Raw genomic sequence first — 17757 nt, 5'->3', positions numbered from 1 at the left:
CCATGTTGAATTTATGCCAATCACTTGCAAAGGATAACATTGCGCTTTGGGCCAATGGAGACAAACTTAAGATTGTCCATGGTGAGCAAGGACTCAGCCAACAATGGGTTGATTACCTCAAAGCAAATAAAGCCGCATTATTAGATTACCTTGTATCGCAGCAAGTTTTTTCCGAACAAGACTTTGAACAGTTACTAGCGACTGAGCATAAAAAGGCATCTGAGATCCGTGCCATCTTTGATGCTAACAGTATGCAAAAAGGTTTTGTTTATCATCACCTTGCCCAACCAAATGACGATGCTTACCGCGTTCAGTTAGTCATCGATTACCATCAAGCACTCGATGTCGATGCTTACCAACAGGCTTGGATCTTGGCATCAATGCGTTACCCTGCGCTACGTACCGCGTTCAACTGGGAAAATGAAATCATCCAAGTGATCAAAGGAGGGGCCGGATTTACCCCAAATCACTTCAGTTTTCACGACTTCAGCACGTTAGACCACATTGAACAACAGACACGTATCGATAAGCTCATTCACGACGACCGTAATACGCCTTTCGATTTGACTCAGCCGGGATTAATGCGTTTTGCTATTGTTAAACGCGCCGATGCACATTACACCCTAATTAAAGCAGAACACCACAGCATCAGCGATGGTTGGAGCTTTCCGGTGATGCTGCAAACCGTGCATCAAAACTACGCCAAACTAACCAAAGGCGAGCCGGTCATTGTTGAAGAAGAAACGGCTTACCTACAAACACAAGCACGCTATCAGCAAAATCAAAAATCTAGCGATAGCTATTGGCAAACCCAAAAAGCACAATTTGGTGAGCCCAATGATATCAACCGCTTATTGAGTAAAAATATTGACCAATCTGGCTCGTCACAGATCCACAAAGCAGCGGCGAGCGAATTAAAGCTCTCTTCAGAGCGCCATCAACAGCTCAAAGCATTTGCTAAACAACACGGACTAACGCTGAACGTCTTAATGCAATTTGCTTGGCATAAAGTACTGCAATATTACTGCGACGCTGAGCAAACCATAGTAGGCACAACGGTCTCGGGTCGTGAACTACCCATTGACGGGATCCATGCCAGTGTTGGTTTATATATCAATACTCTACCTCTTTCCCTTGATTGGCAAGAAACGGCCAGTATTCGCACCCAGCTTACAGCGCTGAAAGAAAAAATTGCAGAACTTAACGGCAACAGCAGTGTTTCACTGTCGCAACTACAAGAGCCGAATACTCGCCTGTTCAACAGTCTATTTGTATTTGAAAACTATCCGACACCAGCGGGACAAGACGTGCTCGAATGGTCATTCGATAAGATGATTGAAAAAGTAGACTATCCGCTCACCATCAGCATTGTTGAACAACAAGATATCTTGCTACTTAAGTTGAGCTTCTGCGAAACCATGCTGGCACCAAGCAAAGCACAGCGATTGCTCACCCAAATGACATTGGTGTTAGATGCCATTATTGCTGATGAGAACCAGCCGCATAGCCAAATTTCTTTGTTAAGTAATGATGAGCGAGCACCAATGGTTGAGGTAGATGAGCATGCGGATTATTTGCACTCTACTATCCATGAATTGGTTGCTCAGCAAGTACAAAAAACGCCAACTCGAATAGCGCTGGTTGAAGGCGAAATGCAGCTGACCTATCAAGAATTAGAACAAAGCGCGAATAATCTTGCCGCCTACATTAAAGATCATGTGGACGTTGGCGCTAGCCATCGCTTTGTTGGGCTTTTCTGTGAACGCTCTATTGCAATGGTAATCGCAAAACTGGCTATCCTAAAGGCGGGTTGTGCTTATGTACCGCTTAACCCTGACTATCCAGATCAGCGCATAGAGTATATGCTCAACGACACGCAACTTGGTTTGATTTTAACACAAAGCGAGCTGCGCCCGCGTATCGAAACACTCGTTGTAAGTTGTGATGCAGAGCCGCAAATTACCTGCTTAGATAGCTTGTCTTTGTCTGATGCAGCGCCCGTACTATCAGGCGCACATGCGCAAACCGAAGCCTATGTGATCTATACATCCGGTACGACAGGTGAGCCAAAAGGCGTTGTCGTTCCACACCGTGGCGTTGTTTCTTTGGTACAAGATACTGATTTAATAAACACGTCAGAAAACGACGTGTTTATTCACCTATCTAATCCAAATTTTGACGCCGCAACGTTTGAAATTTGGACACCACTGATAAACGGCTGCAAATTGGTTGTAGCAAATGCGCAACAAGGCGCGGATCCTGACAGCCTATCAAGGTTAATTAAACAACACGGTGTTAGTGTACTTTGGCTAACGCGCACACTGTTTGATTCGCTATATTTACAACAACCTGATATTTATGACAATGTCCGCTGCGTACTAACAGGCGGTGAGGCAATCACTCCAAGCATAGTCAAACGCATTCTCGCCAGAGATACGCGACCAGAGTTGGTGATAAACGCATATGGCCCAACTGAAAGCACGACATTTACCACTTTCTATCCATGTGCCAATATTGATGGCCCGGTGCCCATCGGCCAAGCCATTAATCATCGCCAAGTATTATTGCTTGATAAACATCTTAATCCAGTGCCATACGGCGCGACAGGCGAGATATTTATAGCGGGTGCCGGACTTGCCTGTGGCTACCTTAATAAACCAGAAATGAGTGCTGCGCGCTTTATCGATAACCCGTTTGCAAGCGCAAAGGCCAAACAACTCGGGCTAGATAAACTGTATAAAACGGGAGACTTAGGACGTTGGTCCGAGTCTGGCGTACTAGAGTTTTTAGGCCGTAACGATCACCAAGTGAAGATCCGCGGGTTTAGGATTGAGCTTGCTGAAATAGAAGCTCAACTCAACGAATTGGCGCAAGTGAAAGTCGCCGCTGTGGTGGTATTCGAACAAGCGGGCAACAAGCAACTTGCTGCATACGTGGTACCAGAGCACGGCGAGTTAGACCTCAATGCAGTAAAACAGGAACTGGCTCAGGTTTTACCTAGCTACATGATCCCAAGCTACTTTGAAGTGATGTCGGCGTTACCGTTTAACAACAATGGTAAGCTGGATCACAAGCAACTGCCTATTCCAACCGTTGTGGATGAAGACAACTATCAAGCCCCGAGCAGCGAATTAGAAAAACAATTGTGTGGTATTTGGCAGTCAGTATTGGGCCTAGAACAAGTGGGCGTTAATGATGACTTTTTCAAAGTCGGTGGCGACTCTATTGTCAGTATTCAACTTGTGTCTGCGCTGCGTAAAGCTGGCTTTAACCTTCAGGTTAAAGACATCATTGACGCCCCAAGCGTGGCAGCGCAGGCCTATTTAATTCAACACGTTAGCACTGAAACCATTGAACTTATCACGGAGCAAGGTAGGTTAAGTGGTGAGTTTGCACTACTGCCTATCCAACAGTGGTTTTTCGATTTAGGGCTACCAAATCCACACCATTGGAACCAAGCATTTACCCTTAACTTACCTGAACACATTGAACACCCGGGGCTGACTCAAGCTATTCAAGCGCTGAGCGAGCATCATGACATGCTACGTTGTCACTTTGTTCAGACCAGCAACGGGGTAAAACAAGCGTACCAAGCGGCAATAGAGCTTGAAGTCCCATTACTTGATGCAACGGCTCTGAGTAAAGACGCGTTATTTAACGAATTGACCAAACTACAAAGCCAATTTGATTTATTCAATGGCCCCCTGTGGCAGGCAGCGTTGGTGAAAACGGCCGAGGGCAGTCAGGTATTCTTTGCCTTCCATCATGCCATTATTGATGTGGTATCGTGGCGGGTGTTAAGCCAAGACTTACAAACCCTATTAAATGGTGAAGCACTAACAGACAAGCTTACCAGCTATCGTCAGTGGGTGGATGCCATTGCCACCTACCCTTCGGCTCACCCTGAGCAAGCGTACTATTGGCAGCAGGTACAAAAAGGCTTTACTAGCCAACCCACTTACTCAGCACAATCACAATACAGCATCACGTTTGAGCAAGAAACGACCGCTAAATTGCTACGAGATGCCAATCTTGGTTTGAATACTGACATTAACGACTTGCTTTTGGCGGCACTCAATATTGCCCTACGCAGCACTTTTGACAGTACCGTTAATCATATTCAACTTGAAGGTCATGGTCGTGAAAATATAGATCCGCGCTTGGATATGTCGCAAACCTTAGGCTGGTTTACCAGTATGTATCCTGTGCGCCTTGAACACCACGACGACGTTATTGCAACCATCGCAAACACCAAAGAAATGCTGCGCCAAATCCCGGATAAAGGCGTGGGTTATGGCGCTTTTGTGCAAGCAGACAAAGTCAGCGCAATTCGCCCTCAGGTGAGCTTTAACTACCTAGGTCAATTGAATCAGCAACAACAGCAAAACCGAGACTGGCAGCTGGATGATACTCAAGCAGGCTATGTGATGACTGAGGCAAACGCTCAGGCTGACAATGCACTGCAACTCAACATCAATGGCGCAGTTCGCGGTGACAAGCTTCACTTTGATGTGGTTTCGAGGTTGAACCAATCACAGTCGTTGGCATTTGTTGAGCACTTTGAAATGGCGCTTCATCAGGTCATTAATGCAAGCTGTGAACTAGCCGCGCAAGCGCCGCAGCAAACCCCTAGCGATATGGGGTTAAGCGACTTATCTTATGGGCATTATCAAGCGCTAAGCAAGCACTATAATATCGAAGCACTTTACCCGGCTAATAGCTTGCAACAAGGCTTTATCTATCATGCTGTTAACTTCCCAACGGATGATGCCTACCGAGTGCAATTGGTCATGGATATTGAACAAGCGCTAGAGGTTGAACACTTTATTCATGCCTGGCGTTTAGCGTCGCTTCGCTTCCCTATTCTTCGCACCGCATTTGATTGGCAAGAATGTCTACTCCAAGTGGTGTGTCGCGATGCCAGTATCGATGACAGCCACTTCACCATAGTAGATCTGTCATCCCTTGACGAGCACGGCCAACAGCAAGCCATCAGCAAAGCGCAAGCCGAAGATCGACAAGTTCCGTTTGACCTAAGTCAACCGGGGCTTATTCGCTTCACCTTATTTAAGCGCAGTGAAAACCTCTACACACTTATCAAAACCGAACACCATGCCATTAATGATGGCTGGAGTGGACCGTTAATGCTGCAAGCAGTCGCTGAGTATTATCGCCAGCTTTGTGCAGGGAAAACACCAGAGGTGCAAGCGCAGCAAACCTATTTAGAGGCGCAAGCTTATTACCTTAAAAATGCCAAGCAAACTCAGGCTTACTGGCAGCAACAACAAGCCGAATTTGATACCGCAAACGATATTAACTTATTGCTTGGTGGCCAATATGACTTGTCGCAAAGTCGAATTGTAGAACAAGTGCAATCGGTACAATTTAGCCTTCAAGGCGAGGCGTTTAGGTCGCTACAACATACTTGTCAACAAGCTGGCGTAACCCTCAACGTTGCATTGCAATTTGCTTGGCATAAGTTACTGCAAACCTATTCTGGTGATAGCCAAACGATTGTTGGTAGCACAGTTTCCGGTCGTGAAATTCCAGTCAATGGGATTGAACAAGCGGTCGGTTTGTTTATCAACACCTTACCTTTAGTGGTGAATTGGCAAGCAGAAGCAAGTTGTAATGACATTCTCAAAGCCATTCAAAAAGGCGTAGCTGCACTCAATAGCCACAGCGACATGAGCTTGTCGAAACTGCAACGTGATGGTCAACGCTTGTTCCATACCCTCTTTGTATTTGAAAACTACCCGACTCCAGAAAATACCGGCAGCTGGAAGTTTAGAGAATCAATAGAAAAAGGCGACTATCCGATTTCTGTGGTGGCTCAAAGCGAGCAAGACCGCTTAGACTTTGTGATGCATTACAACGGGGAATGGCTGAGCACCGCACGGGCAGAGTGGATCCTTGACCAAGTACAAGCTATTTTGGTTCAGCTTGGGGAGCGACTGACACAAAGCCATCAAAGCATTAGCTTGGTCAATAACCAAATGCAGACAACGCTTAGCCAATGGCACAACAACGCCGAGTCGTTTGCCACCGATAAAGATCTGGCCAGCTTAGTAGAGCAGCATGCCACTAACACCCCTGAGCAGACGGCCATGTTAACCAGCAGCGGTGAAACGCTGTCTTATGCCGAAGTGAACGGTAAAGCCAATGCCCTTGCACAGCAAATCCTTGCTCAGCACCCCAAAGCACAAGCTGGCCTATTGCCTGCCGATACCCCTATCGCCCTCTACTTTTCTCGCAGTAGCGAGATGCTTATTGCTATTTTGGCCGTGCTCAAAGCCGGTGGTGCCTATGTGCCTGTTTCACCAGATTACCCCGAAGCTCGGGTTGAATTTATTTTAACCGACACCAACACCGACTTAGTGCTAACGCAGGAAAGCCACTTGCCGTCACTTGAGCCTGTGCTTGGAAAAACGGCGGCGCTCGGCGTGAAGGCGCTCGGCGTAAACACCCATGCGCTGGCGGTGGAGCACGAGAACTTAGTGCGTCCAACGGCCTTGGCTAACTTGGCTTATATCATCTACACCTCAGGGACAACCGGACAACCAAAAGGTGTGATGCTCACGCAGCACAATGTGCTTTACTATCTTCACGCCTTAACCCGCCAGTTAGGTGACAAGTATCGTAATATCGACTTTTCTTCTAACTACTGTTTTGACCTGTCGGTGACCACCACCTTATGCCCGCTCCTTGCTGGACAAACGGTGTGTGTTTATGAAGGCGATATTCTTGATGCCGCCGCTTTTAGAGCTCATCTAAATGCCGCGAACGTTGGCTTTGTGAAAACCACACCGAGTCTTGCCATGGCGCTATTGCCTGGCAGCGACGCACAAGTCGATGCCCTAATGCTCGGTGGTGAGGCGTTGACCGAGCAGGCCATTGCCGCATTAAGCGACCATGTGAACGCTATTTTCGATGAATATGGCCCAACGGAAGCCACAGTCGGTGCGATGCTAGCGCAGGCCTACCCACGTCTTCATCAAGGCATAGGTAAAGCCTACCCTAACGTTAATCTTCATGTGTTGTCTGAGTCGCTGCAGCCCATGCCCATTGGTGCGCCGGGTGAGTTATATATTTCAGGTCTTGGGGTTGCCCGGGGTTACTTAAACCGCCCTGAACTCAATGCTGAGCGCTTTATTGATAATCCATTTAGTCACGACCCCGCCCATAGCAAGCTGTACAAAACCGGTGACCTTGCCCGCTTCCTAGACAACGGCGACTTGGTGTATCTCGGTCGTAACGATGAGCAGGTGAAAATTCGTGGTTATCGTGTCGAACTAGGCGAGATTGCCGCTGCTATTGTCGACCAACAAGGCGTACAAAACGCAGTGGTGATTGATGTGCCTGCACCGCAAGGCAAAGCGCTGGCCGCTTATCTTGTCGCAGAGCCTGACCTTGAAATTACCGAGTTAAAGCTCGCCCTAAGTGCTGCTTTACCTGAATACATGGTGCCCAGTCACTTTACTCTAATCGAGCATATTCCACTCACGGGTAACGGTAAGCTTGACCGCAAAGCACTCCCCGTGCCAGAGCTTCAAGCCGACAACCTCTATGTGGCACCGCGCAATGCCTTAGAGACCCAACTTTGTGAGATTTGGCAACAGGTACTTGGCCTAGAACAAGTGGGGATTGAAGATAATTTCTTCAGTATCGGGGGGGACTCTATCTCGGCTATCCGGTTGATGAATGCGTGTAATAAAGCACTGGATTTAAACATCCCAATTTCAGCCTTGTTTGAGCATACCCATATTGCCGCAATCGTCGACAACTTAGAGACGCTGAGCGTGGATATCGAGATTAAAGCAGACTCCGGATCACAACAAGAACAAACTAATAGCATGAGGATTTAACCATGTTGTCATTGCTCGCTGAACTGAAAGATCACAATCTCTCAATCTGGTTGCAAGACGGCGGACTAGAGCTGTCATTTGGCGCGCAAGCGCCAGATGCTGCGCTTGTTGCAAAGTTAAAGTCAAACAAAACGCAGCTAATGGATTACCTTGAAGCAAAAGCAATTTTTTCAAAGGATGCGTTTAATACACTGCCAGAATTAAACCGCTATCCGCTTTCGTTTGCGCAAGAGCGTTTATTATTTATCGAACGCTTAGAAAATGGCACCAACGCTTATCATATTCCGTTTTTGGTTAAACTCTCTGAGCACACCGAGCTTGCACACTTAGAACAAGCGTTGAATATCGTGTTAGATAGGCACGAAGTCCTTCGCAGTGTCTATCGTCAAGACGAGCAAGGCCACGACTATCAAGAAGTGTTGAGCGCTTGTATTGAGATTACGCCTAGCCCTGTGGCTGACTTAGCTGCGCTTAATACGGCTGTGAAACAAGCGATCAGTACACCATTTGACTTAGCTAATGAGCCTATGTTCAAGGTTTGCTGTTGGACAGTAGGCGCTGAACGTTACGTGCTATTTATGTGGCACCATATTGCGTTTGATGGCTGGTCCACCGAAATCTTTATGCGTGAGCTACACCAAGCCTATTTTATGCTAGCTTCAGGCAAAACGCCTGAGCTACCAGCGCTTGAGTTACAGTACCAAGATTACGCAAAGTGGCAGCGCGAGTATCTCAGCGGCGATACCTTAACTAAGCTTTTAGACCACTGGACTGATGCACTTGCAGGTGCTGAGCAGCTTGAATTACATTCGCCACTACCAAGGCCAAATGAATATCAATATCACGGTGCCGACCACCGTATTCATTTGGGTCAGGAACGAAGCGAAGCCCTCAAGGCCATAGCCAAAACGCAACAAACCAGTCTTTATGTAGTACTGCTCAGCAGCTGGGCATTGACATTACAAGCAACCAGCGGTCAGTCAGATTTAGTCATAGGTACGCCATCTGACAACCGTCATCTAAGTCAGACACAAAATCTTATTGGCTTTTTGGTCAATAGCTTAGCCCTGCCAGTTCATATTGATAACGCTCTCGACTTTAATGCCTTAATCCAACAAGTGCACCAAACCCTAAAAGCGGCAAAGGCGCACCAAGATCTGCCATTTGATAAATTGGTCGACGCCCTAAAATTACAACGGGATCCGTCTCGCCATCCGCTATTTCAAATGATGTTTGCGCTTGAACAATTTAAAAATAACAGCGACGACAGCAGCCAACAGCTGTTTACGCCAGTGGATGAGTCACAGGTAAAAGCGCTCCATAAAGTGGCAAAGTTCGACATTAGTTTATTGCTACAAAATGGGGACGAAGAAGTATTTGGTGATATTAACTACGCCACTGCGCTATTTCCTAGTGACTGGATCGCAACTCTTGCTGAGCGCTTTATCAATATTATCGATCAAGTGATCGCCAGAACTGCACAGCCACTTGCAAAAGTAGCCCTACAAAATAGAACTGAGACTGACACACTCCGTGCTTGGCACAACAACGCCGAGTCGTTTGCTACCGACAAAGATCTGGCCAGCTTAGTAGAGCAGCACGCCGCTAACACCCCAGAGCAAGCGGCCATGTTAACCAGCGGCGGTGAAGCGCTGTCTTATGCCGAAGTGAACGGTAAAGCCAATGCCCTTGCACAGCAAATCCTTGCTCAGCACCCCAAAGCCCAAGCTGGCCTATTGCCTGCCGATACCCCTATCGCCCTCTACTTTTCTCGCAGTAGCGAGATGCTTATTGCTATTTTGGCCGTGCTCAAAGCCGGTGGTGCCTATGTCCCTGTTTCACCAGATTACCCAGAAGCTCGGGTTGAGTTTATTTTAACTGACACCAACACCGACTTAGTGCTAACCCAGGAAAGCCACTTGCCGTCACTTAACCCTGTGCTTGGAAAAGCGGCGGCGCTCGGTGTGAAGGCGCTCGGCGTAAACACCCATGCGCTGGCGGTGGAGCACGAGAACTTAGTGCGTCCAACCGCGTTGGCTAACTTGGCTTATATCATTTACACCTCAGGGACAACCGGACAACCAAAAGGCGTAATGCTCACGCAGCACAATGTGCTTTACTATCTTCACGCCTTAACCCGCCAGTTAGGTGACAAGTATCGTAATATCGACTTTTCTTCTAACTACTGTTTTGACCTGTCGGTGACCACCACCTTATGCCCGCTCCTTGCTGGACAAACGGTGTGTGTCTATGAAGGCGATATTCTTGATGCCGCCGCTTTTAGAGCTCACCTAAATGCCGCGAACGTTGGCTTTGTGAAAACCACACCCAGTCTTGCCATGGCGCTATTGCCTGGCAGCGATGCACAAGTTGATGCCCTAATGCTCGGTGGTGAGGCGCTGACTGAGCAGGCCATCGCCGCATTAAGCGACCATGTGAACGCTATTTTCGATGAATATGGCCCAACGGAAGCCACAGTCGGTGCGATGCTAGCACAGGCCTATCCACGTCTTCATCAAGGCATAGGTAAAGCCTACCCTAACGTTAATCTCCATGTGTTATCTGAGTCGCTGCAGCCCATGCCCATTGGTGCGCCGGGTGAGTTATATATTTCAGGCCTTGGAGTTGCCCGTGGTTACTTAAACCGCCCTGAACTCAATGCTGAGCGCTTTATTGATAATCCATTTAGTCACGACCCCGCCCATAGCAAGCTGTACAAAACCGGTGACCTTGCCCGCTTCCTAGACAACGGCGACTTGGTGTATCTCGGTCGTAACGATGAGCAGGTGAAAATTCGTGGTTATCGTGTCGAACTAGGCGAGATTGCCGCTGCTATTGTCGACCAACAAGGCGTACAAAACGCTGTGGTGATTGACGTGCCTGCACCGCAAGGCAAAGCGCTGGCCGCTTATCTTGTCGCAGAGCCTGACCTTGAAATTACCGAGTTAAAGCTCGCCCTAAGTGCTGCTTTACCTGAATACATGGTGCCCAGTCACTTTACCCTAATCGAGCATATTCCACTCACGGGTAACGGTAAGCTTGACCGCAAGGCTCTGCCTACGCCAGAGCTTCAAGCCGACAACCTTTATGTGGCACCGCGTAATGCCTTAGAGACCCAGCTTTGTGAGATTTGGCAACAGGTACTTGGCCTTGAGCAAGTGGGGATTGAGGATAATTTCTTCCAAATCGGCGGCGATTCAATTGTCAGTATTCAGCTGGTTTCACGCTTAAGAGAAGCAGGATTAACGGTACAAGTTAAAGAGATATTTGCCGCCCCAACTCCCGCGCGGCTGGCAAAGCTTATCAGTGCGAATGGCGACAAGAAGGTTACGATAAAAACCGAACAAGGCCAGCTTGAAGGCGAGTTCGATCTACTGCCTATCCAGCAGTGGTTCTTCGCAAATCAGTTTGCTAACCCCGCACACTTTGCCCAAACTTTTGCCACTGTAATGCCAAGCGCAATCAGTGATGAGAGATTAGTTGAGCTATTGTCCAAGCTTGCTGAGCAACATGATGTGCTACGCCTTGTTTTCAATCAAAAGACGGCGCACATTACCCAGCAGTACCAACAAAATAATACCATGGCACCTCTAGTTAAACTTGATGCAGACACACTCAGTGACGACGAGCTTGCCAAGCAATTAACCCGCTTGCAGTCACAGTTTGCGTTAAATTCAGGCCCTCTATGGCAGCCAATTCGTGTCAAACGCCAAAGCCAAGATGTATTGGTACTGGCCTTCCACCACCTGATCATTGACTTTGTCTCTTGGCGGATCCTAATTGAGGACTTAAATAGCCTTTATCAAGGCAAAAAATTGGCGCAAAAAACCTCAAGCTACCGTCAATGGGTTGAGACCTTAAACCAATACGCACATGTTCAAGCCGAACAAATCGATTACTGGCAAGAAGTACTTGATACTTGTCAAACACACTTAACAGCGAATAGTACACCGAGAAACCAAGTAATTAAACTTGACTCTGCATTTACACAAACGCTGCTGTTTGACGCTAATCAAGGCTACCACACAGAGCCTCGAGACCTTGTCGTCGCCGCACTGTCCCTAACTCTAGCTCATATCACTGGTAGTAATGATCAGGTTATTGCGCTTGAAGGACATGGTCGTGAACACATCGCCGAAGATATAGATCATTCACGCACCGTAGGCTGGTTTACGTCATTATATCCACTAGCACTCCATGCGGGTTCTAGTCTCGAAAGCGCTATTGTCAATGCCAAAGAGCAACTGCGTAAATTGCCAGACAATGGCGTTGGTTTTGGTCAGTTCTACTTTTCCAAACAAGTGACGGGGACTTTACCAACCGTTGCATTCAACTATTTAGGCCAAATCGGTGGCACTAAAACGCAGCAACCTCATGGCGACTTTTACTTGACCGAAGCCATTACAGGTCAACCAGTCGCGAGCGAAAATAATGGGCATTACGTTCTTGATATCAACGCGGCTATTATTCATGGTCAGCTTGTCTTAAATTGCACCACAGCATTGTCTGAAACCGAATTTGCCCTATTCCAAAGTCAGTTCACTGCCAGCCTACAAGCGGTGCTGGACACGGCATTACATACCAAAGCGCTTGGCGCCAAACAAACGCCGAGCGACTATAACCTGACAGGCGTCAGCTTCGCCCACTTAGATGCACTGCGCACACGTTACGACCTAGCCGCGGTTTATCCCGCAACAAACTTGCAGCAAGGTTTTATTTTCCACCAGCTTAATAGTCCAGAAGATACCGCCTATCGGGTGCAGTCACAGATGCAGTATTTCGATAAAATTGACACTGCGCTTTACTGTCGTGCGTGGCAACTAACCTCACTGCAATATCCAGCGCTGCGCTGTGCTTTCGATGTTGAAGAAACCATGCTGCAACTTATCGTGGATCACACCTGTGTTGATGAAGATAACTTTAGCGTGATTGATATCAGTCAATACTCAAAAGCAGAACAACAAGCACACATAGAAAAGCTTGCAAACCAAGTGCTAAATCAGCCATTTGATTTTGCAAGACCGGGGTTATTTACACTGCATTTGGTAAAACGCGATGAAGCACATTATCACCTAATAAAAACAGAGCATCACAGCATTTGTGATGGCTGGAGTGGCCCGTTAGTTATGCAGACCGTTCACCAGAACTATACGCAATTACTACAAGGTCAAGAACCTGTTTTACAGGTGGATAACGCCTATTTAGATGCCCATGCTTACCTAAGAGATAATCAGGCCGCCACCAAAGCATTTTGGCAATATCATGTCGCTGATTTATCACAAGCAAACGATCTTAACACCCTGTTTAGTCACTCAACAGATTTAGAAACGCTCCGTCATAATCATGACCCGCAGGCGCTGCATTTTGTCCTACCAAACGAGATGTTAAGTAAGTTGCAGCAAGCATGTCAGCAACATTCTGTCACGCTCAATGCTGCGGTACAATTTGCCTGGCATAAGCTTATCCAAATCTATACTCGCGACGAATTTACTTTAGTAGGTACAACTATCGCAGGTCGCGACTTACCAATTGACGGCATAGAGCAAAGTGTTGGAGCTTACATCAATACGCTACCGCTTTATCTTGATTGGCCTACAGATGCTACCATCGCGCAACAACTCGAGAAGATCCAAACTGCCATTTTGGACTTAAATAGCCATGCGAATGTGTCACTCGCGTCACTGCAACAAGGCGGTAATCGGCTATTCCAAAGCCTAGTCGTTTTCGAAAACTACCCAAGCCTTGAAAATGAACAAGCAGAGGCACAACAAGCTCGCTGGCAGTTTGACGCAGCACCAGAGCAAGTTGAATACCCACTTGCATTGATAGCAAAGGAGCAAGGAGAGCTGCAACTTGAGCTGATGTACGACGCCAGCTTGCTTTCGCCAGCACGTGCCGTACAACTGCAATCTCAACTGCTACTTATCCTCAAGCAAGTCGCTGACAATACTCACTTACCGCATCAACACATTGAAATTGCCAATACAGTGGAAAAGGCCCGTATTCTCAACGAGTGGAATGAAACCGAGCGCCAGTCATGTGGCTTCGAGAACTTCAACGACTTATTTAGTGAAAAAGTCGCCGTATTCCCGGATGCAACCGCTGTGGTCTGGCAAGATGAAGCACTAAGCTATCAAGCACTCAACCGCCAGGCTTGCCTGCTTGCCCAACAATTATTGGTGATTAAGGCTGAGATTTACGGCAACGAGTATCAAGGTGATTTCCCAGTCTTATTGCTGCATGAAAAACAGTTGGATTCTATCGTTGCGATCCTCGCTATTCTTAAAGCAGGCGGTGGTTATGTTCCTGTATCACCGGAATTTCCTGACTCAAGGATTGAATATATTGCCAAGGACTGTGGTGCGAAAATCGTGGTCACCCAATCGGGATTAATGGATAGAGTTGAGAGTACAACACTTGCCTCACTGACACGTGTACTCAGCGATGCACCAATGGAGGAAACAAGCTTAGACCAAGCGGTATCGGTGAGCCCGTCTGATTTGGCTTATATTATCTATACCTCTGGCACCACAGGTAACCCTAAAGGCGTAGAAATCAACCATGCGGCACTATTAAACTATGCCACGGACGACCACTTTATCGATCCCACACAACTGAGCAAAGTCCTTAGCTTATCGAGTATTAGCTTCGACGCGTTTATTTTTGACTGCTTTGTCACACTCAGTAATGGCGCAGCACTACACCTGATAGATAAACAGACTCAACTTGATCCAGAACGACTGATTGAATACTGCCAAGCACAGCAGATTGATACGTGTTTTGTAACCACTGCGCTATTTAATCGTTTAGCTAACGAAGACTTCTTCTTACACGCCGGACTTAAACAGATTAATTTTGGTGGAGAGGCAGTCGACTTAGCTATGGTTGAGCGAGTAAAGCATCAAGCGCCAGAGCTGATGCTTTACCACGCCTATGGCCCAACAGAGACCACCGTTTATGCTACTTGCTGCTTACTCAACACTGTAAATCACGGAGCACCTATTGGCCGTGCCATTGCCAATAAATCTGCCTACGTGTTGTCGCCTGCTGGCAAAATACTTCCACCGGGCGTGGCAGGAGAGCTTTATATTGGCGGCGCGGGTATGGCAAGACGCTATTTACACCGGTCAGATTTAACCGAACAAGCATTCTTAGTTAATCCATTCGCATCAGATAGGTATCTCGCAAGCGGTTGGAACAAAATGTATAAAACAGGAGATTTGGTTAAATGGCGTGAAGATGGCTTATTAGAGTATGTTGGTCGTAATGATTTCCAGGTGAAAATTCGTGGTTACCGCATCGAACTTGGCGAGATTGAAACTGCAATTAAGCAACAACCGCAAATTCATACTGCGTTTGTAAACGTGAATGAACAAGATGGGATCAAACGTATCGTGGCCTACTTGGTCATGGCAAATACTGAGTCACTAGATGAGGCGAAGCTTAAGCAAACACTCTCTCACATGCTACCGAGTTATATGCTGCCAAGTGCCTACGTCACTTTAGACGCCCTACCGGTTACGGTTAATGGCAAGATTGATGCCCGAGCACTACCGCAGCCCGATTTTAGCCAAACTGAGACTCACTATGCTCCAAACACAGAACAGCAAAAGCATATCGCTAAAATCTGGTGTGCTGTATTGGGGATTAAGCAGGTTGGCTTGGAAGATAACTTCTTCCATATCGGTGGGGACTCAATTATGAGTATTCAGCTCATGTCGGCTCTCAAACGTGCTGGCTATTCGCTGTCGACCAAAGACATATTTACGTATCCAACCCTAGAAGCGCTTTGTGCATTTTTGGCAAATAATGAACAGGTAGAAATTGTGGCTGAACAAGGTGAGCTCAGCGGAGAAATCAAGTTATTACCTATCCAGCAATGGTTCCTCAACTCCCACTACCGTCATAAAGCGCATTTTAATCAGTCGGTCATGCTCGCACTTCCGCACAATACCGCGCTAGATACTTTGGAGCGTGCACTCGTGCAGCTGCATCAACAACATGACATGTTACGCGCTCAGTTTAGCAAAACCGAGACTTGGCAATCCCAATATCAAAGTATTGAAGCGTGTCCAGCACCAAAGCTTATCCATCTGGACACCTTGGGGCTTGATGAGCAGCAAACTGGACTGGCGTTGACTAAAATACACGCCCGTTTTGAACTCGGTTCAGGTGCTTTGTGGCAACCGGTTTTACTCAGCGATGAGACGCCGCTAACTAGGCTTGTACTTATCGTTCATCATCTTGTTATTGATGGTGTTTCGTGGCGTATTTTGGTCGAAGACTTAAGCCGCTTGCTACAAGGCGGCGCCTTAAACGACAAAACCAGCAGTTATCGCCAATGGTCAGACGTTGTGGCCCAGCATCCTTTTGAACAACAAATACCGTATTGGCAAAACGTGCTAAGCACACAACAAAACATACCTTACGGTAAATCACAACAGCGTCTTACGCATCAATTTGATACTCAGCTTACTGAGCAATTGCTACGCCTTGCTCCTGCTGGATTTAACACAGAAATCAATGATCTCTTAATGAGTGCGTTTGCTCGGGCTTGGTGCAATACCTTTGCTACAAACTATTGCCACCTCACGTTAGAAGGCCACGGCCGAGAACATCTGAGTGACCATATTGATACCTCAAGAACACTAGGCTGGTTTACTAGCATGTTTCCGGTTGCCCTGAAAAATGACACGGATTTATCGACGCTGATTATTCAAAGCAAAGAAACGCTTCGTGCCATTCCAGATAAAGGGCTAGGCTTAAGCGAATTGGTCAGACGTGGGGAATTTTCCTTCAGCCAATTACCTAAAGTTAGCTTTAATTACTTGGGACAACTTGATAGCAACAATGATGCACAAGATCAGGGCATACGAATGCTAAATGCACACTCAGGCGATGCCAGCAGCAAGGATAATCAGGATGAAATGGCACTCATCGTTAATGCCGAAGTGCGTCAAATGAAACTGCAAGTGAGCATTGCAAGTCAGTTAGATGAGACGCAAACCACCGCATTCATAGAGCAGTTCGATGCTGCCCTTCGAGCCGTCGTTTCACATTCGATTACAGCCGCAAATCCCCAAGGCATAAAAACCCTAAGCGATATTGAGATCGGCGTATTGGTGAATGAAGCCGATGCTCCTATTGAATGGTTTTTCTTCCCTCCGGGTGGCGGTGGTGCTGAGAGTTACTTGCAATCCATTGCTCCCAAGATTTCCGCGCCTTGTTATTGCTTCAATAACATCTATGCCGCACAGGAAAAACCAAAGGGCTCGCTCGCCTATGACTATTATCAGTTCCAAACATTGGCGTTGCAGTATGCTATTCATCTTAAAAAGCTAAAGCCTAGTGGTCCTTATCGGATTTTTGGTTGGAGTTTTGGCGCAACGCTGGCACTTGAGGTTGCCAAACTGCTGCAAAATGAGGGAGACATAGTCGAACACTTGGTGTTCGTCGACCCTTGTTTTGACTACGCCGCGATGCATGATGAAGTTTTTGCTCTACACCCAGAGTTCAGTCATCTTGAGCCCGATAGAATTAATTATCACTACCAAAATGATCCGGCATTTTCTAGCACCGCAAAGGTGACGCTATTTAGTGCTGGTTGTGCGGTTGAAGTGGCTCAGTCGGATAGCCTAGAGTTGCAACTTTCCAGTCATATAATCAACCGATACCTTGATAAGAATCAAAATCTTATCGAAGAAGCAATGCAACCCAGTCAGGTTCAAGTGTTCACCATGAAAGGGTCGCACAACAGTTGGGTAAAAACACCGGAAGACTTAATAAAAATGTCAGAAATTATGAACACTCTTTAACATTTTATTCGTTAATATAATGTTAAATTAGATTTTCTAGAGTGAGGCATTAAAGGGAGCTCCCCTCTTCACTCTAG

General features: G+C 47.0%; 2 protein-coding genes. Both read left to right on the top strand.

Annotation, left to right across the window (positions count from 1 at the left end; genetic code table 11):
* The first annotated feature begins 2 nt into the window (after positions 1 to 2).
* Positions 3 to 7865, top strand: a complete 7863-nt coding sequence (locus GSF13_RS11295; protein ID WP_211868359.1) for a non-ribosomal peptide synthetase — start codon at positions 3 to 5, stop codon at positions 7863 to 7865.
* Between the two features lie 2 nt (positions 7866 to 7867).
* Complete coding sequence (locus GSF13_RS11290) at positions 7868 to 17680, top strand: non-ribosomal peptide synthetase (RefSeq protein WP_211868357.1); 9813 nt, start codon at positions 7868 to 7870, stop codon at positions 17678 to 17680.
* Positions 17681 to 17757 lie beyond the last annotated feature (77 nt).

This window comes from Pseudoalteromonas sp. M8 (genome assembly GCF_018141365.1).
In the GTDB taxonomy this organism is placed as follows: domain Bacteria; phylum Pseudomonadota; class Gammaproteobacteria; order Enterobacterales; family Alteromonadaceae; genus Pseudoalteromonas.
The sequence above is the reverse complement of the archived record's forward strand: the minus strand, read 5'-3'. Positions and strand labels throughout refer to the sequence as shown.

Excerpts from the sequence above, each read along its gene's own strand:
- GSF13_RS11295 (WP_211868359.1), top strand. The coding sequence starts at position 3 with ATGTTGAATTTATGCCAATCACTTGCAAAGGATAACATTGCGCTTTGG.
- GSF13_RS11290 (WP_211868357.1), top strand. The coding sequence starts at position 7,868 with ATGTTGTCATTGCTCGCTGAACTGAAAGATCACAATCTCTCAATCTGG.